27 protein-coding genes and 1 pseudogene are annotated in these 24,793 nt (G+C 39.5%); 16 read left to right on the top strand and 12 right to left on the bottom strand.

Annotation, left to right across the window (positions count from 1 at the left end):
* Window positions 1–12 precede the first annotated feature (12 nt).
* The 9 genes from ispG to G6Q00_RS05640 all read left to right on the top strand — a co-directional run bounded on the left by ispG (window position 13) and on the right by G6Q00_RS05640 (window position 9,123).
* Window positions 13–1,092, top strand: coding sequence for a flavodoxin-dependent (E)-4-hydroxy-3-methylbut-2-enyl-diphosphate synthase (gene ispG / locus G6Q00_RS05680; RefSeq protein ID WP_163532383.1), 1,080 nt, complete (start codon window positions 13–15; stop codon window positions 1,090–1,092).
* Window positions 1,061–2,185 carry a tetrahydrodipicolinate N-succinyltransferase N-terminal domain-containing protein gene (locus tag G6Q00_RS05675; protein WP_163532382.1) on the top strand — a complete coding sequence of 375 codons (1,125 nt, stop codon included), beginning with the start codon at window positions 1,061–1,063 and terminating at the stop codon, window positions 2,183–2,185. Before ispG ends, G6Q00_RS05675 begins: the two co-directional genes overlap by 32 nt.
* Window positions 2,186–2,229: 44 nt before the next feature.
* Entirely contained in the window at window positions 2,230–3,267 is a 1,038-nt protein-coding gene (locus tag G6Q00_RS05670; RefSeq protein WP_430750792.1) for a tetratricopeptide repeat protein, read from the top strand.
* Between the two features lie 62 nt (window positions 3,268–3,329).
* Entirely contained in the window at window positions 3,330–3,776 is a 447-nt protein-coding gene (gene rplI, locus G6Q00_RS05665) for a 50S ribosomal protein L9 (RefSeq protein WP_163532380.1), read from the top strand.
* Window positions 3,777–3,782: 6 nt separating this feature from the next.
* Entirely contained in the window at window positions 3,783–4,325 is a 543-nt protein-coding gene (gene hslV, locus G6Q00_RS05660) for an ATP-dependent protease subunit HslV (RefSeq protein ID WP_163532379.1), read from the top strand.
* Window positions 4,325–5,665 carry an HslU--HslV peptidase ATPase subunit gene (gene hslU, locus G6Q00_RS05655; protein ID WP_163532378.1) on the top strand — a complete coding sequence of 447 codons (1,341 nt, stop codon included), beginning with the start codon at window positions 4,325–4,327 and terminating at the stop codon, window positions 5,663–5,665. Before hslV ends, hslU begins: the two co-directional genes overlap by 1 nt.
* Window positions 5,662–6,552, top strand: a complete 891-nt coding sequence (gene era, locus G6Q00_RS05650) for a GTPase Era (RefSeq protein WP_205426536.1) — start codon at window positions 5,662–5,664, stop codon at window positions 6,550–6,552. Before hslU ends, era begins: the two co-directional genes overlap by 4 nt.
* A 47-nt stretch (window positions 6,553–6,599) precedes the next feature.
* Window positions 6,600–7,592, top strand: a complete 993-nt coding sequence (locus G6Q00_RS05645; protein WP_205426539.1) for a L,D-transpeptidase family protein — start codon at window positions 6,600–6,602, stop codon at window positions 7,590–7,592.
* Window positions 7,593–7,713: 121 nt separating this feature from the next.
* On the top strand, window positions 7,714–9,123 hold the full coding sequence (locus G6Q00_RS05640) for a 4Fe-4S binding protein (RefSeq protein ID WP_240331013.1): 1,410 nt from the start codon (window positions 7,714–7,716) through the stop codon (window positions 9,121–9,123).
* Between the two features lie 40 nt (window positions 9,124–9,163).
* On the opposite strand, the gene G6Q00_RS05635 is transcribed toward G6Q00_RS05640, so the two are convergent.
* The 6 genes from G6Q00_RS05635 to G6Q00_RS05610 all read right to left on the bottom strand — a co-directional run bounded on the left by G6Q00_RS05635 (window position 9,164) and on the right by G6Q00_RS05610 (window position 14,123).
* On the bottom strand, window positions 9,164–9,994 hold the full coding sequence (locus G6Q00_RS05635; RefSeq protein WP_163532377.1) for an energy transducer TonB: 831 nt from the start codon (window positions 9,992–9,994) through the stop codon (window positions 9,164–9,166).
* The gene (gene exbD, locus G6Q00_RS05630; protein ID WP_163499397.1) at window positions 9,960–10,349 is read right to left on the bottom strand and encodes a TonB system transport protein ExbD; all 390 of its coding nucleotides are present in this window, start codon (window positions 10,347–10,349) and stop codon (window positions 9,960–9,962) included. The genes G6Q00_RS05635 and exbD overlap by 35 nt, the downstream gene beginning before the upstream one ends.
* On the bottom strand, window positions 10,349–10,801 hold the full coding sequence (gene exbB / locus G6Q00_RS05625; protein WP_163499396.1) for a TonB-system energizer ExbB: 453 nt from the start codon (window positions 10,799–10,801) through the stop codon (window positions 10,349–10,351). The genes exbD and exbB overlap by 1 nt, the downstream gene beginning before the upstream one ends.
* A 113-nt stretch (window positions 10,802–10,914) precedes the next feature.
* On the bottom strand, window positions 10,915–11,904 hold the full coding sequence (locus G6Q00_RS05620) for an outer membrane beta-barrel protein (RefSeq protein ID WP_163532376.1): 990 nt from the start codon (window positions 11,902–11,904) through the stop codon (window positions 10,915–10,917).
* Entirely contained in the window at window positions 11,905–12,894 is a 990-nt protein-coding gene (locus G6Q00_RS05615) for a tRNA dihydrouridine synthase (protein ID WP_430750791.1), read from the bottom strand.
* Between the two features lie 5 nt (window positions 12,895–12,899).
* A complete protein-coding gene (locus G6Q00_RS05610; RefSeq protein WP_163532375.1) occupies window positions 12,900–14,123 on the bottom strand; it encodes a CCA tRNA nucleotidyltransferase in 1,224 nt (407 codons plus the stop codon).
* 49 nt (window positions 14,124–14,172) lie between these two features.
* Here G6Q00_RS05610 and queC point away from each other — a divergent pair, with 49 nt between their 5' ends.
* The 3 genes from queC (at window position 14,173) to G6Q00_RS05595 (ending at window position 16,202) form a co-directional block, all read left to right on the top strand.
* Window positions 14,173–14,901, top strand: coding sequence for a 7-cyano-7-deazaguanine synthase QueC (queC, locus tag G6Q00_RS05605; protein WP_163532374.1), 729 nt, complete (start codon window positions 14,173–14,175; stop codon window positions 14,899–14,901).
* Window positions 14,902–14,963: 62 nt separating this feature from the next.
* Window positions 14,964–15,827: a DnaJ C-terminal domain-containing protein gene (locus G6Q00_RS05600; RefSeq protein WP_163532373.1), complete on the top strand. Its 864-nt coding sequence runs from the start codon at window positions 14,964–14,966 to the stop codon at window positions 15,825–15,827.
* Between the two features lie 9 nt (window positions 15,828–15,836).
* Window positions 15,837–16,202 (top strand): heat shock protein transcriptional repressor HspR, encoded by a 366-nt coding sequence (locus G6Q00_RS05595; RefSeq protein ID WP_163532372.1) that lies wholly within the window; start codon window positions 15,837–15,839, stop codon window positions 16,200–16,202.
* Here the strand turns inward: G6Q00_RS05595 and G6Q00_RS05590 are convergent.
* Both G6Q00_RS05590 and uvrB read right to left on the bottom strand, forming a co-directional pair.
* Window positions 16,199–17,188 carry an SAM-dependent methyltransferase gene (locus G6Q00_RS05590; protein ID WP_163532371.1) on the bottom strand — a complete coding sequence of 330 codons (990 nt, stop codon included), beginning with the start codon at window positions 17,186–17,188 and terminating at the stop codon, window positions 16,199–16,201. The genes G6Q00_RS05595 and G6Q00_RS05590 overlap by 4 nt on opposite strands.
* Window positions 17,188–19,146, bottom strand: coding sequence for an excinuclease ABC subunit UvrB (gene uvrB / locus G6Q00_RS05585; RefSeq protein ID WP_163532370.1), 1,959 nt, complete (start codon window positions 19,144–19,146; stop codon window positions 17,188–17,190). The genes G6Q00_RS05590 and uvrB overlap by 1 nt, the downstream gene beginning before the upstream one ends.
* A gap of 57 nt (window positions 19,147–19,203) precedes the next feature.
* On the opposite strand from uvrB, the gene G6Q00_RS05580 reads away from it, so the two are divergent.
* From G6Q00_RS05580 to G6Q00_RS05570, 3 genes are read left to right on the top strand one after another with little or no spacing between them, the layout of a single operon-like run.
* Window positions 19,204–21,075, top strand: coding sequence for a primosomal protein N' (locus G6Q00_RS05580; protein WP_163532369.1), 1,872 nt, complete (start codon window positions 19,204–19,206; stop codon window positions 21,073–21,075).
* A 14-nt stretch (window positions 21,076–21,089) separates the two neighbouring features.
* On the top strand, window positions 21,090–21,368 hold the full coding sequence (locus tag G6Q00_RS05575; RefSeq protein ID WP_240329437.1) for a cell division protein ZapB: 279 nt from the start codon (window positions 21,090–21,092) through the stop codon (window positions 21,366–21,368).
* Window positions 21,361–21,591, top strand: coding sequence for a hypothetical protein (locus G6Q00_RS05570; protein ID WP_163532368.1), 231 nt, complete (start codon window positions 21,361–21,363; stop codon window positions 21,589–21,591). Before G6Q00_RS05575 ends, G6Q00_RS05570 begins: the two co-directional genes overlap by 8 nt.
* On the opposite strand, the gene G6Q00_RS05565 is transcribed toward G6Q00_RS05570, so the two are convergent.
* The 4 genes from G6Q00_RS05565 to G6Q00_RS05550 all read right to left on the bottom strand — a co-directional run bounded on the left by G6Q00_RS05565 (window position 21,592) and on the right by G6Q00_RS05550 (window position 24,196).
* Complete coding sequence (locus G6Q00_RS05565) at window positions 21,592–22,110, bottom strand: DUF3972 domain-containing protein (RefSeq protein ID WP_163499448.1); 519 nt, start codon at window positions 22,108–22,110, stop codon at window positions 21,592–21,594.
* Between the two features lies 1 nt (window position 22,111).
* Window positions 22,112–23,476: an aminotransferase class V-fold PLP-dependent enzyme gene (locus G6Q00_RS05560; protein WP_163532367.1), complete on the bottom strand. Its 1,365-nt coding sequence runs from the start codon at window positions 23,474–23,476 to the stop codon at window positions 22,112–22,114.
* The gene (locus G6Q00_RS05555; RefSeq protein WP_163532366.1) at window positions 23,458–23,793 is read right to left on the bottom strand and encodes a histidine triad nucleotide-binding protein; all 336 of its coding nucleotides are present in this window, start codon (window positions 23,791–23,793) and stop codon (window positions 23,458–23,460) included. The genes G6Q00_RS05560 and G6Q00_RS05555 overlap by 19 nt, the downstream gene beginning before the upstream one ends.
* 94 nt (window positions 23,794–23,887) lie before the next feature.
* The gene (locus tag G6Q00_RS05550) at window positions 23,888–24,196 is read right to left on the bottom strand and encodes a hypothetical protein (RefSeq protein WP_240331012.1); all 309 of its coding nucleotides are present in this window, start codon (window positions 24,194–24,196) and stop codon (window positions 23,888–23,890) included.
* 118 nt (window positions 24,197–24,314) lie between these two features.
* On the opposite strand from G6Q00_RS05550, the pseudogene tnpA reads away from it, so the two are divergent.
* Window positions 24,315–24,778 (top strand): annotated as a pseudogene (gene tnpA, locus G6Q00_RS05545) (IS200/IS605 family transposase).
* The last annotated feature ends 15 nt before the right edge of the window (window positions 24,779–24,793 follow it).

The raw sequence follows: 24,793 nt of genomic DNA, 5'->3' as shown, positions 1-24,793 counted from the left end.
AGGTTGGGAGTTTTGGTTGCGCGCTTTCTAACTAAAAAAATCTTTGTCGGTCCTGTGGCTGTGGGAGGCGATGCGCCCATTAGCGTGCAGAGCATGACCTATAGCCAAACCCATGATATAAAAGCCACTAAAGAGCAAATTGATCGCCTCAAATTAGCAGGAGCGGATATAGTACGCGTAGCTGTACCCCATAAAAAAGACGCCCTTGCGCTTAAAGAGCTTAAAAAAGTTTGCTCTTTACCTTTAATTGCAGATATTCATTTTCATTACCAGTTTGCTCTGATTGCGGCTGAAAGTGTAGATGCAATCCGCATTAATCCGGGAAACATCGGTTCGTTAGAAAAGATCAAGGCTGTTGCTAAGGCTTGCAATGCGCGCTCTTTGCCTATCCGTATTGGGGTAAATGCGGGGAGTTTAGAAAAACAATTTGCGCTCAAATACGGCCCTACGCCTGAGGGAATGGTTCAATCTGCTCTTTATAACACCAAGCTTTTAGAAGATGTGGGGTTTGATAATATTAAGATTTCTTTAAAAGCTAGCGATGTAGAGCGCACCGTTTTAGCCTACCAAAAACTCCGCCCGCTGGTTTCTTACCCCTTTCATTTGGGTGTAACTGAAGCCGGAAGTTTGTTTCACTCCAGCATTAAAAGCGCGATGGCTCTAGGGCAACTGCTTAGAGAGGGCATAGGCGATACCATGCGGGTTTCTATTACTGGAGAGCTAGAGGAGGAGATTCGCGTGGCTAAGGCGATTTTGCGTTATAGCGGGAGGCAAAAGGAGGGCATTAGCTTTATTTCCTGCCCTACCTGTGGGCGTATTGAGTCTAATCTAGTGGCCTTGATGGCTGAGGTAGAACAACGCCTCGCGCATATTAAAATCCCCCTAGATGTAAGCGTGATGGGTTGTGTGGTTAACGCGCTAGGGGAGGCTAAACACGCTGATATTGCTATTGCCTTTGGTAATAAAAGCGGGCTCATTCTTAAAAAAGGCAAGGTGATTCATAAACTACCTGAAGATCAACTTTTAGAAACCTTTGTTGCTGAAGTGCAAGCCCTAGCAGATGAACATGCAAAGGAGATTCATGCCCTCTAAACCCCTTGCCTTTGGCATTGCAAAAATGCAGTATGGACAAAAGAGTCAAAAGCCTTTGAGTGCGTGTTTTTTATCTCTGGAGTGGCAACCTTTAGAGCATTCCATTTTAAAGGCTTTGGAAGGGTTAAAACCCCTAAGCAAAACTCCAAGCGAGGCTATTTATAGTATTGATTCACTCTTTTTAAAACAAACTCTCCCCTATATTTCTCAAGAAAAAACCCCCCTCTCAGAAGTACTTTTAGCCCTAAATGAACAAGAGCAAAACCCGCAGTTATCTTTTTATCATTTTGTTCTTCTCTATGAAGATAGGCCATGCCAAAGTCTACAAACGGCTTATCTCAAACTCCATGCTCTATCTCTGGGTAAAGCCCCTTTGCGTAGTTTAAATTTAGAGGGTATTTTTGCGCTGTTGCCTAATGTAGCTTGGAGTGGCCATAAAGCCTATGAACTAGAATGGTTGCGCGAACATGAAATTTCTTTAAAAATGCAGGATAAATTTCCCTGTATAGATTTTGTAGACAAATTCCCACGCTATTTAATGCAAATTATCCCCCAGTTTGATAATATCCGCCTGCTAGATAGCGCTAAAGCGCGCTTTGGAGCTTATCTTGGCAAAGGGGGCTATACCCAAATGCCCGGGGCTAGCTATATTAATTTTAACGCCGGTGTAGAAGGGTCTTGCATGAATGAGGGGCGTATCTCCTCCTCTGTGATTATAGGAGAGGGTACAGATATTGGCGGGGGCGCGGGGATTTTAGGCGTACTTAGCGGAGGCAATAGCGATCCTATTAGTGTGGGGAAAGATTGTCTTTTGGGGGTTAATAGTGTACTGGGCATTAGTTTAGGAAATGGTTGTATTGTAGATGCTGGTATTGGCGTGCTAGCCGGTACAATTTTTTATATAGCCTCTGGAGAATTAGCCAAATTGCAAGAAATCAACCCGCAGCTAGAAACAAAAGATTCAGGGCTATATAAGGGTAGAGAGTTATCCGGTTTGCATGGTTTGCATTTTAGGCAGCACAGCCAAACGGGTAAAATGGTTGTTTTGCGTAGCACGCGCTTAATTGCGCTTAATACGGACTTACACCACTAGGGAGTAAAATGGGTTTTAAAAAATGGGGTTTTTATCTTTTTTGCTTGCTCCTTTTAAATCTAATCCATGCCGCGCCCACACCGCCTAATGCCCAAACCCAAGCCACACCTCCGGCTACGCCTCCTACAGCCCCACAAAATGCCAGACCCCCTACAAATACACCCGCTTTAACTGTTCCCCCTGCCTCTTCGCCTATGAACGATCGCCTCACCCCCCCTGCAGTGGCACAAGATGCTTTAAGTGCCGGTATTGCCGCGGTTAAGAGTGGGGATTATAAAGATGCTTTTAGACTCTTTTCTAGGTCTTGTGATCAGGGCAATCCAGCCGGTTGTTTTGCGGTGGGTACGATGTATGCTAATGGGGTGGGTATTCAGACAGACACTGAAAAAGCCACGCGCTATTATGAAATGGGCTGTAGTGGAGGCGATGCAAGCGCTTGTGCGGATTTAGCCCAAACCTATGATTATAAACAAAATGCTACCTTAGATGATAAAGAAAAAGCCGCCCAGCTTTATGCGGTGGGTTGTCGTGGGGGGAGTGCTTTAGCTTGTAATAATTTAGCATGGATGTATGCTAATGGGGTGGGGGTGCCTAAGAATTATTTTAAGGCAATAGAGTATTACAAATATGCCTGTGAACATGGGAGTGATTTAGGTTGTTATAATTTAGGTTTGATGAGTAATGTTAAAAATATCTATGGGATTGATAAGGCTAAATTAAACAATGTAGATTTAAATTACTTAGCTTGTAACGCGGGGGACATGCAGGGTTGTGCGAATTTGGGTTGGATCTATGCTAAGGGGGCAGAGGGCGTACCCATTAATAATTTTTATGCGGCTAAGTATTTCCAGCTAGCTTGTGAGAGTGGCAATCTTTCTAGTTGTAATAATTTAGGGGTGTTGTATCAAAAAGGTTTGGGCGTCCCCCAAAATGATAAACGCGCCCTTGATCTATTCTCTTATGTGTGCCAATATGGTCTGCAATCTGGTTGTGATAATTATGGAATCTTTAAAGAAAAGTTATTGCGCTCTAATCCTAATTATGGGCGTTTATTCCTCCCGCTTGATCCTAATTTGCGTTAAAGGTAGTTTAAAACCCGGATATTTTATAATGCGATCTTTTAAATACTTTAGTAAGGATAAGCGTGAAAGTATTACTGCTACAAGATGTGAAAAATCTAGGCAAAGCTGGAGATGTGTGTGAGGTTAAAAATGGCTATGCAAACAATTTTTTATTAGCTAAAAATTTGGCTGAGTTAGCCACCACAGAGGTGATTCGCAGATATAAAGCTAGTGCACAAAAACGGGCACAACAAGAGGCCTTAGAGTTGGCCGCCAAACAAGAGCTTGCTAAAACACTAGAGGGGATTGTTCTAAAAATTAGCAAAAAAGTAGGGGCTAATGGCGCGCTTTTTGGTTCTATCACTAAAGAGGAAGTAGTTGAGGTTTTACAGGCCAATCACCCTATTAGCCTTGATAAAAAAACACTAGAGCTTAAAACGCCCATTAGAAGTACCGGGATTTATGAAATTGATGTTAAGCTTGGATTAGGCGTAGTGGGTGTTTTAAAAATTGATGTCGTGGCTGAGTGATTTTTAATGTTTCATGCCACTACGATTTTGGGCTATAAAGCCCATTTTGAGGGGAAGGATTGTGCCATTATTGGCGGAGATGGACAGGTTAGTTTTAATAATTGCATTCTTAAGGGCAATGCCACCAAAATCCGCACCCTCCACCATGGCCAAATTTTAAGCGGGTTTGCAGGCAGTACAGCCGATGCCTTTAGTTTGTTTGATATGTTTGAGCGCATTTTGGAGGGCAAAAAAGGGGATTTGTTTAAAAGCGTGGTGGATTTTAGCAAAGAGTGGCGCAAGGATAAATTTTTACGCCGTTTAGAGGCAATGATGATCGTGCTAAATAAACAATCTATCTTTATTTTAAGCGGAACAGGCGATGTGGTAGAGCCTGAAGATGGCAAGATTGCTGCCATTGGAAGCGGGGGTAATTATGCGCTAAGTGCAGCCCGCGCGCTCGATGCGTTTGCACACCTACCGCCTAAAGCTCTGGTAGAAGAATCGCTTAAAATCGCGGGCAATCTTTGTATCTATACCAACCAAAACATTAAAATTTTGGAGCTTTAATGGTAGGCCATGCAAAATTAAATTTAACACCCCAAGAGATTGTCCACTATTTAGACGACTACATCATCGGGCAGCAAGATGCAAAAAAGATGATTGCAATTGCTCTGCGTAACCGCTGGCGGCGTTTGCAGTTAAGTAAGGAGCTCCAAGAGGAGGTCATGCCTAAAAATATTTTGATGATAGGTTCAACGGGTGTGGGTAAAACCGAAATTGCGCGGCGCATGGCTAAAATGATGGGTTTGCCCTTTATCAAAGTAGAGGCTAGTAAATACACAGAAGTAGGCTTTGTGGGGCGCGATGTAGAGTCTATGGTGCGTGATTTGGTAGTGGCAAGTATTCATTTAGTAGAAAATGAAGAGAAGGAAAAAAACCAAGCCAAGATTGAGGATTTGATCATTGAGCGCATCACTAAAAAGCTTTTGCCCCCCCTTCCTAGTGGTGTGGGCAAGGATAAACAACAAGAATATATGCTAAATTTTGAGAAAACCAAAGAAAAAGTACGCGGCCATGCTCTAGATCACCAAAAAATCCAGATTGAACTAGATAAAAGGGGTGTAGAGGGGGATTTTAACATGCCACCTGAGATCATCAAGGTTCAAGAGAGTCTAACCAAAATTTTAAATAAGGGGGGGGAAAAGGTTAGTAAGGAAATGACTATTAAAGAGGCTAAAGAAGCTCTGCGCCATGATGTTTCTCAAGCTATTTTAGATATGGAACAAGTACAAAGAGAGGGGGTACAAAGAGCCGCACAATCTGGGGTTATCTTCATTGATGAGATTGATAAAATTGCGGTTGGTTCTAAAGAGGGGCGTACTCAAGACCCTAGTAAAGAGGGCGTACAGCGCGATCTCTTACCCATTGTAGAGGGGAGCACAATCCAAACTAAATATGGGCCCATAGCCACCGATCACATTCTTTTTATTGCCGCTGGGGCTTTTCATTTGAGTAAACCTAGCGATTTGATTCCTGAATTACAGGGGCGCTTCCCTTTGCGTGTGGAATTAGAAAGTTTATCTGAGGAGATCATGTATGAAATTTTAACGCGCCCTAAAAGCTCGCTGATTAAACAATACCAAGCGCTTTTAGGGGTAGAGGGCGTGGACTTGGCTTTTGAACCTGAAGCTTTAAGAGAACTGGCTAGATTTTCATATTTAGCCAATCAAAAAACAGAGGATATTGGTGCGCGCCGTTTGCACACCACTTTAGAAAAGGTGTTAGAGGATATTAGTTTTAACGCTACAACTTATGCGGGGCAAAAGGTGGTGGTTTCTAAAAAAGATGTGAGCCAAACATTACAAGATTTAGTAGAAGATGTGGATCTAGCGCGCTTTATCCTATGAGTAAAGCCGGCTTTATTGCACTCATCGGACGGCCAAATGCCGGTAAAAGCACTCTGATTAATGCGCTTGTTTATGAACACCTCTCCCTTATCTCTCATAAAGCTAATGCCACCCGTAAAGTTTTAAAGGCCATTGTACCTTACACTCAAGAGGGGGTAGAGTGTCAAATGATTTTTTTAGACACCCCCGGAATTTGTAAGCCCACTAAATTACTTAATCAAGCTATGCTAAAGCAAATTAGGCATGCATTAGAGTCTTGTGATTTGGCTGTATTTTTAGCCAGTATCCATGATAGCCCGGAAAAATACCAAGAATTTTTAAACCTAGCCCCTAACAAACCCCATATTTTAGCCCTTAATAAAACAGATACAGCCACCCCTGCTAAAATTCTAGCCCAAATTAAAACCTACCAAGTTTATAGTACGCACTTTAGCGCATTAATTCCTTTAAGTGCAGCTAAGGGGCATCATTTAGAAATTCTCTTAAAAGAGGTGGCTAAACTCTTACCTGAAGCCCCCTTTTATTACGATCCTAAACTTCTTAGCGATATACAGATCAAAGAGATTTATAAAGAGATGATTCGCGAACAGATTTTTCGCTTTTTGAGTGAGGAAATCCCTTATGCTAGCGATGTACTTATTATGCGTGTTAGGGAGGAAAAAACTATGGATTTTATTGAGGCTAAAATCATTGTAGAAAAAGAGAGTCAGCAAAGAATGGTGATTGGTAAGGGAGGGGGTGTTATTAAGAAAATCGGGCGGGAGGCAAGGTTGGCAATAGAGGATTTTTCTCAGAAAAAAGCATTTTTGCAAATAGAGGTAGTGGTACAGAAAAACTGGACTCAAGAGAAAGATCAGCTAAAAAGAATGGGCTATATGATAGAATAGCGCGTTTTCTTTTTGATTTTTACGCTTAGGGGTTTTGTATGGTTAGAATGGGTTTGCGATCTGCTTTTTTAATTTTTGCTCTAACTTTAGGGGCTCAAGCAGGTACTTTAATGGGTTTTGTCAAAGTCTACCATGAAAAGGGCATAGGCTCTATTGAAAGACTTTTGCAGTCCTATTTAAGCCAAAAGGATTTTTGGGAAGATGTGCTAGAAACAAAAGACACCACCTATGGGTATTATGAAAATTTAGACTATCTTTTTATTATCAATAAAGCCGATCCTAGACTAATTCTTTACAAAATGGATGGGGAGAAAATCTCTAAGGTGAATGAAAGTAAAGCGTTAGTGGGGTCTAAAATTGGCATGAAAGTAAGCGAAGGGGATAAGGCCACTCCCATTGGTGTTTATCAGATCATTAAAAAGATCACCAATTTAAGCGCTTACTATGGACCCCTAGCCCTTGTAACTAACTACCCAAACCCCCTAGATGTAGTACTTAAACATACAGGTCATGGCATCTGGATTCATGGCATGCCTTTAAAGGGCGATCGCAACAATTCAAATACTAAGGGCTGTATTGCCATTGATAATAAAATCTTGCAAAGTTATGATAAATTGGTGCGCAATAAAAAGACTTTATTGATAGTTTATGAGGGGGATTTTCCCCATGCAAGCAAACAAGAATTAGCGTTGTTACTGAGTAATTTATATGCTTGGCGCATGGCTTGGGCTAAGAATAATTTGATCTCTTATTTAGAGTTTTATTCCCCTAATTTCAAACATTTTAATGGCATGGGTTTTAAAAGTTATGAGAAATTTAAAACCAAGATTTTTGCTAAAAATGAGGATAAGACGATTCGCTTTTCAGGTATTAATATCACCCCCTACCCCAATATTGAAGGCAAACGGCTTTTCCGCATCACTTTTTTACAAGATTATGAAGCCTATAAGAATAAAAAACACACTTACTCCTCACATGGCATCAAAGAGCTATATGTAGAACTCAAAAATAAAAAGATGCAAATTTTGGTAGAAAAATAGATGTTAGATATTTTGGGTAGTTTGATCAATGCAGCAGGCTAGGATTTTAAAAGATCACTTTATAACAACCCTCCGTACCAAGCGCGATCTTTTACTAAATGCCTAGCAGCAGGAGAAAAAGATGATGGTTGAATTTGTCTATGTTAAAAACCCACATTATCCCCACGCGCTACTCCATGATCATATTCAGGTGTTAGATACTCCCATAGATATAGAATGTGTGGTATCTAATGTGCCTTTAAAGGGCGCTCAAAGAGTAGCCCCTGAAATTAACTTTCTAATAGAACATAGCACCCAAGATCCTTTAGAATTAGCTAAGAGTCTTTCTTTGCTTTATGAACTTCATGGTTTACAATTTGATTTTAAAAACACGCAAACTTTAGAAACTCAAGAAGGCTCTCTTATAGAATACTTCACCTATGATAGTAATATTTGCCAGTATCACCAAAGACGCGTAGAGTGTTGTGGTAAATGTAGCGAGGTGTGCCCGACTTTGGCTATCACTAAACTAGATCCCCAAATTGCCCAAGAAAAGGGTTTAGAATGCCATGATAACCGCCATTTAGTTTTTAAATACGAAGCTTGTATTGATTGTGGTAAATGCATAGCGGTTTGTCCTAGCGGGAGTTTGGAATATGGGGCTTTGAGTTTAGAGTGTATGCAGGCTGTGGCTAAACTTTATCAGGGTTATATCCCCTTAGTTATAGATAAAAATACAGCCTTACCTGATATTACACTCAAGCAAGAAGTTTTACCCCTATGTTTGAATGCTAATATTTTAGAACAGACCTATCTTTTAACACTTCTACAAGAAAGCGGCGCGCAGGTGGTGTTGTATGCACCAGAACTAGGGATAGGGACATTAGAAAGCATCACACTACTCAATGCCATTTATCAAAAACTCTATGGGCTAGATGCTATTTTGTGCGCTTTTGATTCAACTAAACTTGTAGAGTATTTAGAGCAAGCTAAAATTTTAGAGTACACCCACTTTAGCCCGCCAACAACCCCCACACACACTAAACGCGATCTTTTTGCCAAACGGCTAGCACATATGGTCGGAGAAAAAGATTATGGTCAGGTAGGCTGTGGAAACTTTATCCGGTATGGGCATATTAGCATTCAGGATAATTGTACCCTTTGTCTCTCCTGTGTAGGGGCGTGTAACACCCATGCTTTAAGCATTGATGGAAATAAGTATACCTTGCTTTTTAACCCATCTCTTTGTACCACTTGTGGCTATTGCGTACCTACCTGTCCTGAAAAAGATTGTTTGAGTTTAGAGCGCGATGGAATTTCTCTAAACCCGGCCTATTTTAAACCCCAAGTCATGGCTCAAGACACACTATTTACTTGCCGTGTGTGTGGTAAACCTATGGGAACGACTAAAAGCGTGTTAAAAATTGCTAAATTTATGGAACCTCGTTTTAAAGGCGATGTACGCCGTATCGCCTCTCTTTATGCTTGCGCTGATTGTAAGGTTAAAGTTATGTTAGAGGATATGTTAGATATTACCTCTATTTTGCGCTAACTTAAGTTTAAAGATTATCTTTTTTAAATAGCCATAGAGGCTATTCCTCTTTAATTGTATAAGCAATGGGAATGCGCAAACGCACGGTGTGTTTAGGGGCAGGGAAGAGTTTAGAAGCCTCTTTAACAGCCTGCAGGGCAGCGTGGTTAAGAATATCTGAACCTGAGCTTTTAGAGATTTTAATATCCTCAGTACTGCCATCAGCATTGAGTACAAATTCTACTAAAACCTCCCCCTCAATGCCCCTTACCATAGCCATGCGAGGGTAGCGGTTTTTAGATGAGATAGCCTGTTGAATCTGCATTAAAAAGGCATCGCTAACCCCTTGATTATAAGCCAAGCTTGCTTTAGCCCCTTCTGCTGTCTGGTTAGACTGCTCTATTTTCTTCTCTTTAGGCGACTCTTTAGCCGGTGGTGCTTTTTGAGTGGGCGCTTCTTTTGGCTTAGACTCTTCTTTAGGTTTTGGTTTTTCCTCTACCTTAGGTTTAGGCTCAGGTTTGGGTTTTTCCTGTACTTTAGGCTCAGGTTTAGGCTTTTCTTGTGGTTTTGGTTTTGGTTTTGGTTTTGGTTTGGGTTTGGGCTTAGGCTTGGGTTTTGGTTTTGGCTTAGGTTTGGGTTGTTCTTTGGGTTTATCCTTAGGTTTTTCTTGTACTTGTGGGACCTGCTTAGCATGGCTAAGATGATTTGCATGTGTATTAATACTAGCTAGGCTCATGGTTACAGTTTGCGTACCTGCCTGAGCTATTTTTTGGACATGGTTAGAGTTAGAAAAAAAAGCCCAAAGCCCACCCGCATATAAAATTAGAGTAATAAGAAAGCTAATCCGGTTTGCAGACTTACTTTTTTTCTGTAGAGATGGAGAAGTTTTCATGGTTGTGTTCTTTGAGAATATCAATGATCTCAATGAAAGTACCAAATTTAGAATCTTTATCGCTACGCAAATCCACAAGGGTTTTTGGATCTAAAGTAGAGATTAAGGCGCGTAATTGCTCTAAACTCTTTTGTTTATCATCTATAAAAATCCCATCAGATTTATCCACCACAATCGTAACTTTCTTATCCTCTTTTCCTGCCTTCTCTGCACTAGAGGCACTGGGTAAGTTAACCTTAATTTTGCCCTGAGCAATAAAGGTAGAAACACTTAAAACTAATGCTAAAAGCACTAACATCACATCAATAAAAGGAACGATATTTAAGCCATCGCCTCTTCTTAATTTAGGACGCATTAAGCCCTCTTTTTATGCATTAATCTAAATTGCTCAGACAACACATCAGTTTTACGCAACATCGCGTTATAAACGACTAAAGTTGGAATTGCCACTATCAAACCAAAGGCTGTAGCTTTCAAGGCTAAAGATAATCCTAAAGTAATGGCCTTAGCATCTAGGCCTGTAGAACTCGTACTCATGTCATAAAAAGTAACCATTACCCCTAAAATCGTACCTAAGAGCCCTACATAAGGCGCATTAGAGAAGATAATATAAAGAGTGGTTAGATTTTTACTTAGATCTAAATCTAGGCGATCTGGATCGTCATATAAACTAAAATCTAGCTTACTATAAAAGATAATCCGTTCGATAGTAAACCACACAGCTATAAAACTCATCAAACCTAGCGTTGAAAAGATACCGATGTCTACATATTCGCCAATTAACTTGACAGATAAACCAGAATGCATGGCTATCCTTATTAAAAAATTAAAAAAGAAGTGTTGATTGTATTAGCTTTGTAATAAAAAGTCAATACAAAAAGCCCTATTATGACAATAATAATAAATATGATTCTAAGAATTTAGAATAAAAAAGCATAACTGACATAAAATTGGCTTTGTATAGAAATACTTAAGGCTTGCTTGATAGTTTGTTGGGTACCGGGGTTATTATTTCCATAGTTATACCAATTTTGAGCGGTAGTTTTATAGTAGGGAATTTTCCAGCCTAAATTAAAGCGGTTATGTTTTCCTAAATATAATTGGTAGCCCACATTCACATAAAAGCCATTACCGGCACTAAAAAAGCGCGTTTTTTGGATATGCCCTTTACTCAAAGAAGACCCCCCCAAAGCGCTTAAAGCTTGGTTGTTAAAATCATCACTCCAAAGCATCGCATACTCCACACCCCCGCCTACAAAAACCCCCATTTTAAAAAAGAACATTTTAGAATAAAGGCGTTTGAGCCAGTAATCAAGCGGGATATTGAGGAAAAAATCTATATTAAACCCTAGAGTAACCAAGTTAGCCGGTCGTTGTAATAAAACTTCTTGTGGGTTTGGTGTGGGGCATAATCCTAGAGGGTTAGTTGTACTAGTAGTACAAGGGGAGGAATAATCACTAGGTACACTCCCCCCAATGACTTGATTGTTATTAGAATTAATGGCTTTAATGTATTGTGGGTTATAGTTTTGCCCCCCTTGATTTTCAATCTTATAACGACTCCCTAGACTATCCTGTGCGTATTCAATAGTCCCATAAACACGAATCCCACTAATGGCCAATTTATCAAAAAAGATTTCATCGCCTAGCGTATAAGTAAAGGCCGGACTCACCCCCTTAGCTTTATAAAAACCTACAATCTTATTCCCCTCGCATAATTCATTAGGGCAGACAAATGTACCATTTGGCATAGTGCTAGGATTTTGCATGCTCACTTGTTGGCTCAAGGTGCTAGTAGAATTTTTCATATAACCAAGACGCACACCGGTAAAGACATGGTTTTTAACCGCCTCTAAAGACTGACAGTAAAACATACCTAAGATAACAAAAAATACAAGGCTTTTATGCATTTAAAGGCTTTGGCGATTTAGAGTAATGATTTGGGGTAGAGGGCTAAGGGGTGCGTGGGTGCTAAAAAAATCCTCAATCTGAGCGCGGCTTTGTGCTGGCATCACCATTGCATTAACAGCTAATCTAAAAGCCCCAGCCCCTACATGCCCTTTGGCATAGGCATGTAGATTCTTTCTAAACATAATAACCCCCCTATCCCCATAAAAGGCCACCATTTTATCAAAGTGTTCTAAGACTAAATCTTTTTTAAGAATTGCGGGTAATTCCTCAGTATTATGTTTAATTTGCCAAAAAATCCAAGGCTGGGTTAGAGAGGATCGCCCAATCATCACCCCATTAGCCCCTGTATATTCTAGCACCTCCCTAGCCTTTTTAGGGCTATCAATTTCTCCATTAGCAATTAATGGTTTATGTAATACTTGACGCATTAAACGCACACTCTCATAATCAATACGCTCTTTTTTATAGCGATCAGACCTAGTGCGTGCATGTACCACCACAAAATCTACCGGCGCATCGTTGAGGGCATGGGCAATTTCTAATGGAATCTTTTCATCAAATCCTAAGCGCACTTTTACGCTAGTGTAGGGCTTATTGGTGGTTGTTTTGATCAACTCTAATAGTTTAACCAAGTGTTTTAAATCCTTAAGTAACCCGCTTCCATTGCCATGGTTAGCCACTTTAGGTGCCGGGCAACCACAATTAAAATCTAAAATATCAATCCCTGTAGTGGTGTTGAGTAATTCTACAGCCTGTTTGACAACCTCCATTTTAGACCCGGCAATTTGTACACTAAAGGGGCTTTCTTCGGGCGATTTTTGTAGCATTTTGCTAGTTTTATCAAAGGCATGTACCAAAGCGTGGCTACTAATCATTTCACTCACCGTTACATCTACCCCAAAGCGTTTAACCACACTTCTAAAGGGCAAATCTGTATAGCCTGCTAAGGGTGCTAAAAACAGCAAATCCTTAAACACCAATTTTTCCATAAACTCTATTTTAACGCATATTCTCTTAAATCTTTGATCCACTTTTGAGCCCAGTCCAATAACGCCCCTAGCTCATTTTTAACCCTCTCTTGCACCACCTCTTTTAAACAGGCCTGCAAACACGCCCCAATTTCTGCACCTCTTAAGCCTAGATTTTTGACATGATCTCCTTTAAGGGCTAAAAAGTACAAAGAATAAACTTCCTTTTGCATGCCAATGATTCTAAAATGCGTGTATAAAGCACGGCTTAAAAGTACATCACTAGCTTGTAGCCACCCTAGCCATGCTCTAAATTGACTCAAACTTAAAATCTGTAATTGTTGCTTAACCCAAATTTTAGAGTCTTGCGGATTAATTTTGGTATATGGGTGTAATTTATTAAGGGTTAAAATTAATTGTTTAGGGGCTTTTAAGTTCTTTAAGCAAGCTTGCATGCTTAATTGATCGCAATTTTGATAGATCAATAAAAGCCGCGCCACTAAATTAGGGGGGATATATGAGAGTTTGGCTAAGAGTTTACTATCTAGTTTCCCAAAAATGCGCTCTAAAAGACTGTGATAGCGCACACAAACATTAGAAGCATTAAAACCCACTAGTAACCTAGAGCATTCATGCCAAATGCGCTCTTTACTGATTTTGTCTAATAAGTTTGCTTGATCAAAAAGCGCCATCTCACTTTTGAATTCTAGTTTAAAACCTAGAGTACTGGCAAAACGCATGGCTCTTAAAATACGCAAAGCATCTTCTTTTAAACGCACAGAGGGCACACCCACAAAAACAAGTTTACGATCTTTTAAATCTTGTAGCCCTCCATGTAAATCTAAAAGCCCTTTTTTGGGGTGAAAGGCTAGCGCATTAATTGTTAAATCGCGGCGACTCAAATCTGATTCAAGTGAGTTAACAAAGGCCACTTTAGGGTGGCGGTGGTTGGTGTAATCAAATTCTAAGCGATAAGTGGTTATTTCAAAAAACTGCCCCCTGTATAAAACCCCTAGAGTGCCAAATTTTAAACCCACAAGGCTAATTTGCATTTTGGGTTGTAAAAGGGCTAATAATTGTTCCGGTGTAGCGTTAGTGGCTAAATCATAATCCTTAGGCTTTTTATTAAGAAGTAAATCGCGTACACTCCCACCCACCACTACAGCTTCAAACCCACCTTGTTCAATTAAATCTATTAATTCTAAGAGTGCACGAGGGAGAGTTAAAACATAGGTTAAATCCCAACCCACTAACAAGTCCTTTGCTATAATCCTCTCATTTTAATATAAAGAAGCCGCCATGAAACCTTGTGATTTTCAAAGTTTACTAGCCAAGCGCTATAAAAGTAGCTGTGTACTTTGCTTTAGTGGAGGACAGGATAGCACGACTTTAGCTTTATGGAGTTTATCTGCCTTTGAGAATACCTATTTATTAGGTTTTGATTATGCCCAAAAACATGGCATAGAGCTAGAACAAGCCACAAAAATTGCCACACAATTAAAGTTACCTTTTAAAATTCTTAGTTTGGATTTTTTACAAGAGTTAAGTAACTCCGCTCTCTTTAAAAAAAGCCCCCAATCGCCCCAAACTCCGCACATGAAAAACCCACAATTACCCGCCTCTTTTGTACCCGATCGCAACGCTTTATTCATCACGCTTGCCCATGCCTATGCCTTTAATTTAGGGGCTTCTTTTGTACTCTTGGGTATTTCAGAACAAGATTACAGCGGCTATTTTGATTGCCGTCAAAATTTCTTAGAGAGTCTGCAAACTTCTTTAAATCTAGGCGCTTTTGGCACTTCTGAGGGCATCACTTTACTCGCTCCCTTCATGTTTATAAATAAAGCCCAAGAGTTTGCTCTAGCTCACAAATTAGGGTTTTTAGATTTTATTTTAGAGCAAACCCATACTTGTTATATCGGGGATCGCAGCACACGCCACCCTTATGGTTATGGCTGTGGTACATGCCCGGCCTGTCTTTTAAGGCAAAAGGGTTATGAAAACTTTTTAAAAGAATTTAATAAATAAAATTGATACTATAAGACTAAAGTTTTATGCTATAATAGCTTTATATTTTTTAAAGGATATCTATGGGAAAAAGTTTATATGCGACCCTAGAGGTGAGCGAGCAAGCTAGCAATGAGGAAATTAAAAAATCCTACCGCAGACTAGCGCGCAAGTACCACCCCGATCTTAATAAGGGTAAGGAAGCTGAGGAAAAATTTAAAGAGATCAACGCTGCTTATGAAATTTTAAGCGATCCACAAAAACGCGCCCAATACGATCAATTTGGCGATAACATATTTGGAGGGCAGAATTTTAGCGATTTTGCGCGTTCTCAAGGCAAGGGCGCTAATTTTGATGATATTTTAGCCCAAATCTTTGGCCGTGGAGGATTTGGGGGCGGTGGTTTTGGGCATGGAGGTTTTGCAGACTTTGGGGGGTTTAATTTTGCTGAAAACCTAGATGTACATGCAGAAATCCAAATTAGTTTACAAGAAGCTGTTTTAGGCGCTAAACGATCTGTTAAACTCAACCACGATAGTTTTGAAATTAAAATCCCGGCTGGGGTTAAAGAGGGGGAGGTTTTGCGCGCTAAAGGTAAGGGGCATACTCAGGGAGGATTAAGAGGCGATGTACTTTTAAAAGTGCATGTATTAGAAGATGGTACTTATACGCGTAGCGGTGATGATTTGATTAAGGATTTTGATTTGCCCTTAAAAACGGCTCTTTTTGGAGGCAAAATACAAGTACCAACTTTACATAAAGAAATTGCCCTTAAAATCCCACCTAATACAAAAAATGCCCAAAAATTCCGTATTAAAGGTTTGGGGGTGAAGAATAGAAAAAGTGCAGAAATGGGGGATTTGTATTTAAAAGCCCATGTGATTTTGCCCCATACAGATACTTTAAGTGCAGATGTTAAACAAGTTTTACAAGAACAATTACCCTAAGGAGTAAACATGGTTGATTATGATGCACCTCTTTACTTAATTAGTGTGGTAGCCAAAATGTTAGATGTCCACCCCCAGACTCTGCGCCAGTATGAAAAAGAAGGGCTAGTTGAGCCCAAACGCACAGATGGGAAAGTACGCCTATATTCCCAAAGGGACATGGATAAGATCAAAACCATTTTGCGCTTAACAAGAGACATGGGGGTTAATTTAGCAGGGGTGGATATTATTTTGCGCCTTAAAGAAAGATTAGACGAGTTAGATGATCTTAATGAGCAATTACAAACACACATGCAGCAAAGTACGCCTAGTAGGCCAGAAACTAAGCAACTGCAAAAAACATCTTATGAATTAATTCTATTTAAAAAAACCTAATTACCCATAATAAGCCCTTTAAAGCGTTCGCCAAATCCTTCGGGGCTAATAAGAACGCGGGCTTTAATGATCTCTCTTTGGTAGGTTGTAAAGGGGGCGCTAGCGTGGAATAATTCTAATAAAGAGGCTAGCCCCATTTTTAAAAGGGTAGCGCTTTGAGTACCATAAAAAAGGGTGTGTGCCCCTTGAGCTAAAAAGAGTGTTTCTAAGAGTTTAAAGTCCACATCATAGGTTAGATCAATTTGCTGGTAATAGCCTTGCAAGTTGTCTAAAATATCCTCAAAACTAAGTACTTGGTGTTTAGTATAACCTCTTAAACTAATCCCCCCATAACCCCCATATTGCCCATAATCAAAGCTAACCATAATCCATTTTTTGCCCCGTAACTGGTTACATAAATTAGTAATATAATCCTCCCATAAAGGTAGACAATCTGATTTTATAGTCGGATAAAAGGCTTTTATTTGGTGCATTTGCTTAGAACTTAAATTTTGCCATGTAGGTTTAAAATGAGAAATGTATAATTTCTTAGAATTATCAATAACTTCGCATGGAAAACTATCCCATAATTCATTGCAATAAATAAAAACAGACGCAGAAAGGTTTAAATCTTCTAAATAAGCCACACATTTAAGATCAACCCCCCTTTTAGCTAATCTTTCTTTTTGTAAAATAGCTAGGCTATCCAAAGGTTCTACACTGATAAATCTCATGTGCTCTAATACGCCTTGACTTAAATCTTTTAAAAAACCCACTACATCGCTTAATAAGCGCCCCTCCCCCGCGCCTATTTCTACCACACTTAAAGGCAAAGAAAGCCGCCCATTTTCTAGTAAAGATAATAAATAAAACGCTAATGTACCCCCAAAAAAGGCGCTACTATTTACGGCTGTATAAAAATCCCCCTGCATGCCAATTAATGCATGCCTATAGTAACCATTTTCACCATATAGCCACTCTTGCATGCACTGGCTAAAACTCTGCATTAAAGCCTTCTAATTTTAGCAATTTCATCTCTTAGCTTAGCTGCATTTTCAAAGTCTAAAACCCTAGCCCTCTCTTGCATTTGGGCGCGCAAAGTTTTAATTAGCCGTTCTTTTTCACTCTTTGGCATCTTATTGATGTCCTTTTTAGAGGTTTTTTCTATTTCTTTTAACTCAGTCTCTAGCGGTCTATTAACACCTCGTGGAATTAATCCATGCTCTTTATTAAAGGCCATTTGTTTAGCCCGTCTTTGATCTGTAATATCCATAGCCTCTTGCATACTAGGCGTGATTTTATCTGCATAAAAAATCACCCTGCCATGTACATGCCGTGCTGCTCTGCCCATAGTTTGGATTAAAGCCGTACTGCTACGCAAAAACCCCTCTTTATCTGCATCTAAAATAGCCACTAAAGACACTTCCGGTAAATCTAAACCCTCTCTAAGTAAATTAATGCCAATTAAAACATCAATTTCTCCAAGCCGCAAGGCACGGATACTGTGGTTGCGCGCGATCACATCTGTATCGCTGTGTAAATACTGCACTTTAAGCCCACATTCTGCATAGTGTTTACAGAGTTCTTCAGCCATGCGCTTTGTTAAAGTGGTTACCAATACCCGCTCTTTTTTAGCCACCACACTTTGGATAGTCTTTAAAAGGTCTTTAATTTGATTTTGTGTGGGTCTTAAGCAATACTCCGGGTCTAAAAGCCCGGTTGGGCGGATAATTTGGCTAGCCACTTGGTTAGCTGAGAGTTCTAACTCTAAAGGATTTGGTGTAGCTGAAACAAAGAGAAAATGCGGGGCTTTTTGGATAAATTCCTCATATTTAAGAGGGCGATTATCCAAAGCAGAGGGGAGTCTAAATCCATGTTCAACCAGTACTTGTTTGCGACTTAAATCTCCAGCATACATGCCCTTAAATTGAGGCAAGCTTACATGGGATTCATCTACAATCACAAGATAAGGGCAATTTTTTTGTGCAAAGTAATCCATAAGAGTATAGGGAGTTTCTCCGGCTTGTTTGCCTGTAAAGTGGCGGGAATAATTCTCAATGCCCTTACAAATCCCAGTTGTGCCCATCATTTCTAAATCAAATTCCGTCCGCGTTTTAAGCCGCTCATATTCTAAGAGTTTTTGTTCTTGTTTGAAAAATTCTAAACGCTGCGCTAATTCTGTTTCAATACTAGAAAGGGCTTTTTTAAGACACTGCGGACTGACAATAAAAGCACTTGCCGCATAAAGAATATAAGAATCTAAGGATTGGATAGGGGTGTTTTCTAAAGCGTCCATGTAGATGATGCGATCGACCTCATCTTCTAAAAATTCCACACGGATAAAATTAGAATCATTATAAGCCGGGAAAATATCTACACTCTCCCCAACTACTCTAAAATACCCCCTTTCTAAAATATCTTGCCGTTCATAACCCATTTCCACTAACTTAAGTAAAAATTGTGTGTAAGAGATTTTTTGCCCCACTTCAATTTTTTCAAGCATGCTTAGATATTCTGCCGGGTTACCTAACCCATAATTAGCCGAAACGCTAGCCACCACCACCACATCATCATAGCCTAGTAAAGAAGTGATCGCACTCAAACGCAAACGCTCCAAATCCTCATTAATGGAGCTATCTTTTTCTATGAATAGATCGCGTCTGGGGATATAAGATTCAGGCTGGTAATAATCAAAGTGAGAGATGAAATATTCTACATGGTTTTTAGGGAAGAAACTTTTAAATTCGCTATAAAGCTGGGCGCATAAGGTTTTATTATGCGACATCACTAAAGTTGGCATTTGTAATTTAGAAATTAAATAGGCCATGCTAAAGGTCTTACCACTACCTGTAACCCCTACTAAGGTTTGGTATTTGGCATTTGAATTAATCCCAACTTGTAACTTTTGTACGGCTTGTTCTTGCTCTAAACTTGCTTTGTAAGGGGCATTTAGAATAAAACCCATGTCTTTGCCTTTTGATAAAATCAGGGGGTATAATAACTAAAAAATCCAAGGAATTTAATGCTTAATTATTTTTATAGCATTGCACCATTTAGGCATCTACAACCCCTCACCTATAAAAGCCAAACCTCACTAGCAAAGGGTGATTTAGTACAAATCACTTTGCGCAAATCGCGCCTAAAGGGTGTTGTATTAGAAGAATGTGAAAAACCCCCTTTTGATTGTGTTTTAGCCACTCCAGAATTAACTTATTTTAACGCCCACCAAATGCTACTTTTAGAATTTATAGCCAAATATTATTGTTGTTCTCTTGGTTTAGTCGCCTCTTTATTCATTCCCTTTAATAAGAATAAATCGCCTCTTAATCCTATTTCTACCCCATTTGAGATAAACCCCCTAAGTTTTGCACAAAAGCAAGCCTTAGAAGCACTCAAACCCCATAAAAGCGCTTTACTCTTTGGAGATACAGGGAGTGGAAAAACCCAAATTTATATCCATTTGATCGTAGAAAAATTACAGAAAAACCAAACCGTTATTATATTAGTACCCGAAATTGCACTCACTTCTCAAACCCAAAAAGCGCTGATAAAAACCTTTGCCAATCAAGTAGGGTTATGGCATAGTAAACTTAGCACCAAACAAAAACAAGAATTATTAAAGCAATTAACATTAGGGCAAATAAGAGTAGTGGTGGGTACTCGTAGCGCTTTATTTTTACCCATGCCAAATTTAGGGCTTATCCTCATTGATGAAGAGCATGATCAAGCTTATAAAGCTAGCCAAGCCCCCTATTATAATGCCCGCGATAGCGCCCTTTATCTTTCTAGTAAAATGCCTATCCAAGTGATTTTAGGCTCAGCCACACCCCATGTACGCAGCTATTATCTAGCCAAGAAAAACCAAACACTTGTGCGCTTAAAAGGGCGTTTTTTTAACACCTCAAAAGAAATTCTTTTTGAGGAAAATAAAACAACACTGAGCCTAAATTTATTAGAGTGTCTAGCGCAAAGTTTAGAAAAAAAAGAGCAAAGCGTGATTTTTCTACCCACCCGCGCTTCTTTTAAAAAATTGCTTTGTTATTCTTGTGGAAATGGCGTACAGTGCCCTTTTTGTAGTGTGAATATGAGCTTGCACCTTAAAGAAAAATGCATGCGTTGTCATTATTGCCAACACCAATTAGAAATTCCAAAAGTCTGCCCTACATGCAAGCAACCTACTCTAGCTGGGAAAAGAATAGGCACCCAGCAACTTAAAAGCGAACTAGAAGCACAGTTACCCCAAGCGCGCATTGGGATTTTAGATAAAGATCACACCCATACAACCTCACAAATCCAAAATATTTTAGATGCCTTTAACCGCCATGAACTTGATATTTTAATCGGGACACAAATGGTAGCCAAAGGGCATGATTACCATGGAGTTAATCTAGCCATTATTTTAGGTTTAGATGAGGTACTTAATAATGGGAGTTATCGCAGTTTAGAAGATGGGGTATCTTTGATGCACCAAATTGCTGGCCGTAGTGCGCGCAAAGAACATGGAAAAGTGATGATTCAAACCCTTAACGCCTCTTTTTTAAAGCGCTATGTTCAAGACTATGAGGATTTTTTAAAAGATGAGTTACAAACACGCATGCCCCACTTTCCCCCTTTTATGCGTTTAGCTCAGATTGAATTTAGAAATAAAAACGCTTTAATAGCCCAAGAGAACATGCAAACAAGTTTAAAAATGCTACAAACTCTTTTAGATCAAAATAAAGGCGTACAAGTTTTAGGATCTGGCTGTGCACGGGTGGCTAAAATTGCGGGTAAATTTCGCTACCAGATTCTTTTAAGCGCGTCTTCAACTTTAGAGCTACACCAAGTTTTACACCACTTACAAGAACATGCTAAAGGTGTATTTAAGATAGATGTAGATCCGCTAGATATTTAGAAGGATATTTTGTAATGGAAGTTTGCTATAATAGGGGTTTAATCCAGTTTAAAAGGGCGGATATGGGGGCAGAGATTTTAGACAAGCTCCATGAAAAGATTGAAGATCTTCTTATCAGGCTTGCGCTTTTAGAAGAAGAAAATAAGGAACTGCAACTTAAAAACGCAACACTTGCTACACAAAATGAGGAAAAGGGGCGCCAACTTAATACGCTTTATGATGAAATTGCCGCAAAAGATAACCGGTTGCAAGAAATTTATGACAGAATCCACAAAGTTTTAGAAAATGGATAACCAAAAACCCGCCGTTGACATGATTGAGGTGAGTATCGGGGGCAGGCGTTATAAGATCACGCTTAATCAACGCTTTAGCTTAGATACACGCGAAGAAATCAAAGAGAGCTTTCATAAAAAAGAAATCGAACCCATCGAACTTTTTAAAATCCACCTTAATAAAATCCAAGAAATTGCAGATTTAAACGCCAAACTTGGCCAACTACTTAATAAAATCCCTTAACTATTTTAAATTTCCCATGTCTGTAACTTTGCCCCACATGAGGCGGTACTTGCGTTTCATAAATTCCACTTCCTCGCGTACTTTGCTTAATTCTTCTTGTAAAACTTCAATCGTTCTTTTATCCTCCTCATAAACCTCTTGCATAGAAATCACCGCATCTTTTAAAAACACATTTTCATTTTTATAGGCACAAATGGCCTCATCTTTAGCACTCACCACTTTATCGTGGAGTCCTAAAATCGTGTTAATCGTCTTTTCTACAAACACCGGATCTACTTGTTGCATGTTTTCTACTAAAGCTGGATAGCCGGCTTTAGTGGCCACTAAAGTATTTTTATGTACCGCCTTTTTGGCTAATACTTGCGTAGCACTCTGTAAATCCACCCAAATTTGCTCCTCATCATGTTTACTCACAATGCTTTGATCTTGAATCAAGGCTAGTACCCGCTCTTTAGGTAGTTTAGAAATATCTAAGAATTCATCTAGCGTAACCCAAGTTTCTTTTTGTGTTATATCCACTTCAACCTCCACGCAGTGTCTTAATGGCTTTTTGGAGTCTGTTTATTAAATAATCAAGGTCTTCTAAACTATGGGTGTAGTGTAAACTCACCCGTAGCCAGCCGGGTTGTTTTTCTCTACTTAAAATATAATTACTATCCTGCAATCCTAATAAATCATGGCCATAAGGCCCAGCACAGCTACACCCCGCCCGTGTTTCTATGCCAAATGTATAACTTAAAAGTGGCGCTAAATCATAACAAGACACCCCACTAGCATTAAACGCCACATTTCCCACCCGTCTAGCAAGCAAGGACCCATAAATACTAAGCGCAGGGATTTCTTTAAGAGCGTGCATGAAAACCTGAGTAAGCATGTTCTCGCGCCGCCTGATATAATCTACCCCTAATTCATTGCGTAATTGTAAAGCTAGTGTGGCTCTTAAAAGCTGGATTAGCCCATAAGTGCCTACTTCTTCTCTTAGCTCAACTTCTTTAATGTATTCATGTGTACTCCGACTCACATAGCAAACAACCCCCCCACCGCTAAAACTAGGCGCTAAATTTGTATCAATTAGATCGCGTTTAATGCCTAAAATCCCACAACTCCCCACTCCCCCTAAAAGTTTATGTGTGGCGATACAGCACGCGCTAAAATCTGTTGTGCGCAAATCATCATGTGAGATAAAAGCGGCCAAATCAAAAGCTAAAATGGCGTTGTATTTTTGACAAAGTTTAGCAATGTCTAAATAAGGGACTATCAAACCTGTTACATTGGAGGCCACACCTATAGAAACAACAATTTGTGGCGCTTCTTGATACTCTTTTAAAGCCCGTTCTAAATGTTCTAGGCAAAATAAGCCATGTTGGTTTAAATCTAGGCGCAACACATGGCAAAGCCCTTCACGCCAGCTTATTTCATTAGAATGGTGCTCATAAGGCCCAATAACAACTTGAGGCAAAGAGACTCCTTTTAGATTAAGCCTTTGGCGACTCTTTGGAGGCAAATATATCCCTAGAATTTCTTGTAAGCGCTTAATTGCATGGCTAGCCCCAAACCCGGCTGTTAGAATGATAAAATCCTCTCCTAAGCCTAGAGATTTTAAGATATTTTTCTTACATCTAAGATAGACTAGCTCCATTAAGTGGGCATGTTTAGACTTACCTGAGTGGGCATTAGCATAAAAGGGCAAAAGTTTAGCCACCCGTTTTTCAATAAGAGAACTAGCTAGCCCTGAGGCTGTCCAGTCAAAGTAATACACGCCCTTTTTAAGTAATATACTTTTACGGATTTGGTTTAATTGTTCTTCTTTGGAAGTATCTTGCAGTAAAGGCGCAAATACACTTTCTAAAAACTGCTCTTGTTTACCTAAAAGAGTTTGGGCCATGTAAGCTTAGTGCCCCCTAAAATGTGAAAATGCAAGTGAGGTATCTCCTGCCCTCCATCTGTACCCGTATTAGTAATGAGGCGATAACCACTTTGCTTAATGCCTAAAACTTCCACTACTTCTAAGATAAAAGCGCTCATGTTTGCTATTAGCTCTGGGGTAATGGCATTAAAATCTTTCACGCCCACTTTTGGAATTACTAACACATGGATAGGCGCTTTAGGATTAATATCCTCAAAGGCTAAAAAAGCCTCATTTTCTAACACTTTTTTACAAGGGATTTCCCCATCGATGATCTTTTCAAATACATTTTTCACAAAAACCACCCCTTTATAATTTGCCCTGTATTATAGCTGAATCTAATAGATTTACTAAAGATTAAATTTTAAAGAAGTCGTGTTATGTATCAAATTATCCCTTATAGGGTTTGAGACTTGAAAGACTATGATAAAGTTCAAAATCACTTTCAAAAGTAAACCCGGGTTTAAGGATTTTAAAACTCTGCTCTGCCTGTTTGGCTAAATTCTTTGCTTTTTGCTGATCATCTATTCTTAGAGATTGTCTATCCATTTTAAACACCTCCCACCCTTGATCTTTAAAAGGCTCATTCTTTTTAATCCACTCAAAGGCCTCACCCTTTGTCCCCACCCCATGACAGATACGATAAATCCTCTCATACATCACCCCTCTAGCGATGTTGTTTTCATTGCTAGTTACCACTCGCGCCGTAAAGCCCTAGCTTTAGCTAAGCGGATTAAGGCGCATGCTCTTTAGAGCATATGATGAGATACAACCCTTTTAATGTATTATTTAATAAATATTTTGTATAATACACTGCATGAAATATATCAAGTATAAAAGTAATAATAACATTGTCTATTCTTGCAAATACCACATCGTATGGTGATGCAGGCGAAAAAGTCCTTGTAGATCAGGTAGAAGTAAGGTTAAAACAAATCATTTTTGAAGTTTCACAAGAGCTAGAAGTAGAGATTTTGGAGATAAAAACAGATAAGGATCATATCCACATCTTAGCGGAGATTGATCCTAGTTTAGCGGTGTGCAAATTTATTAGGACAGCTAAGGGTAGGAGTAGTCGGCTCTCAAGAGTTTGCGCACTTAAGAACTAAATTGCCTACGCCAAACTCTTGTTTTATATCCTCTGTAGGCGGTGCTCCTTTAGAAGTGATCAAACAATACATCGCCAATCAGCAAAATTCTGAAAGACCCAAGCAAAAAGAAAGGTGGAAAGCCTATGTTAATCGCCTACAAACAAAAGCTCTACAGCACAAGCAAAAATAAGCACATAAGCAAGCT

Source organism: Helicobacter suis (assembly GCF_902196125.1).
GTDB lineage: Bacteria > Campylobacterota > Campylobacteria > Campylobacterales > Helicobacteraceae > Helicobacter > Helicobacter suis_B.
This window is presented reverse-complemented; position numbering and strand designations above follow the sequence as displayed.

Excerpts from the sequence above, each read along its gene's own strand:
- G6Q00_RS05645 (WP_205426539.1), top strand. The coding sequence starts at position 6,600 with ATGGGTTTGCGATCTGCTTTTTTAATTTTTGCTCTAACTTTAGGGGCT.
- G6Q00_RS05590 (WP_163532371.1), bottom strand. The coding sequence starts at position 17,188 with ATGCAGAGTTTTAGCCAGTGCATGCAAGAGTGGCTATATGGTGAAAAT.
- era (WP_205426536.1), top strand. The coding sequence starts at position 5,662 with ATGAGTAAAGCCGGCTTTATTGCACTCATCGGACGGCCAAATGCCGGT.
- uvrB (WP_163532370.1), bottom strand. The coding sequence starts at position 19,146 with ATGGGTTTTATTCTAAATGCCCCTTACAAAGCAAGTTTAGAGCAAGAA.
- G6Q00_RS05600 (WP_163532373.1), top strand. The coding sequence starts at position 14,964 with ATGGGAAAAAGTTTATATGCGACCCTAGAGGTGAGCGAGCAAGCTAGC.
- G6Q00_RS05620 (WP_163532376.1), bottom strand. The coding sequence starts at position 11,904 with ATGCATAAAAGCCTTGTATTTTTTGTTATCTTAGGTATGTTTTACTGT.
- G6Q00_RS05575 (WP_240329437.1), top strand. The coding sequence starts at position 21,090 with ATGGAAGTTTGCTATAATAGGGGTTTAATCCAGTTTAAAAGGGCGGAT.
- G6Q00_RS05615 (WP_430750791.1), bottom strand. The coding sequence starts at position 12,894 with ATGGAAAAATTGGTGTTTAAGGATTTGCTGTTTTTAGCACCCTTAGCA.
- exbB (WP_163499396.1), bottom strand. The coding sequence starts at position 10,801 with ATGCATTCTGGTTTATCTGTCAAGTTAATTGGCGAATATGTAGACATC.
- G6Q00_RS05595 (WP_163532372.1), top strand. The coding sequence starts at position 15,837 with ATGGTTGATTATGATGCACCTCTTTACTTAATTAGTGTGGTAGCCAAA.
- G6Q00_RS05580 (WP_163532369.1), top strand. The coding sequence starts at position 19,204 with ATGCTTAATTATTTTTATAGCATTGCACCATTTAGGCATCTACAACCC.
- exbD (WP_163499397.1), bottom strand. The coding sequence starts at position 10,349 with ATGCGTCCTAAATTAAGAAGAGGCGATGGCTTAAATATCGTTCCTTTT.
- G6Q00_RS05635 (WP_163532377.1), bottom strand. The coding sequence starts at position 9,994 with ATGAAAACTTCTCCATCTCTACAGAAAAAAAGTAAGTCTGCAAACCGG.
- G6Q00_RS05675 (WP_163532382.1), top strand. The coding sequence starts at position 1,061 with ATGAACATGCAAAGGAGATTCATGCCCTCTAAACCCCTTGCCTTTGGC.
- hslU (WP_163532378.1), top strand. The coding sequence starts at position 4,325 with ATGGTAGGCCATGCAAAATTAAATTTAACACCCCAAGAGATTGTCCAC.
- queC (WP_163532374.1), top strand. The coding sequence starts at position 14,173 with ATGAAACCTTGTGATTTTCAAAGTTTACTAGCCAAGCGCTATAAAAGT.
- G6Q00_RS05570 (WP_163532368.1), top strand. The coding sequence starts at position 21,361 with ATGGATAACCAAAAACCCGCCGTTGACATGATTGAGGTGAGTATCGGG.
- hslV (WP_163532379.1), top strand. The coding sequence starts at position 3,783 with ATGTTTCATGCCACTACGATTTTGGGCTATAAAGCCCATTTTGAGGGG.
- G6Q00_RS05560 (WP_163532367.1), bottom strand. The coding sequence starts at position 23,476 with ATGGCCCAAACTCTTTTAGGTAAACAAGAGCAGTTTTTAGAAAGTGTA.
- G6Q00_RS05640 (WP_240331013.1), top strand. The coding sequence starts at position 7,714 with ATGATGGTTGAATTTGTCTATGTTAAAAACCCACATTATCCCCACGCG.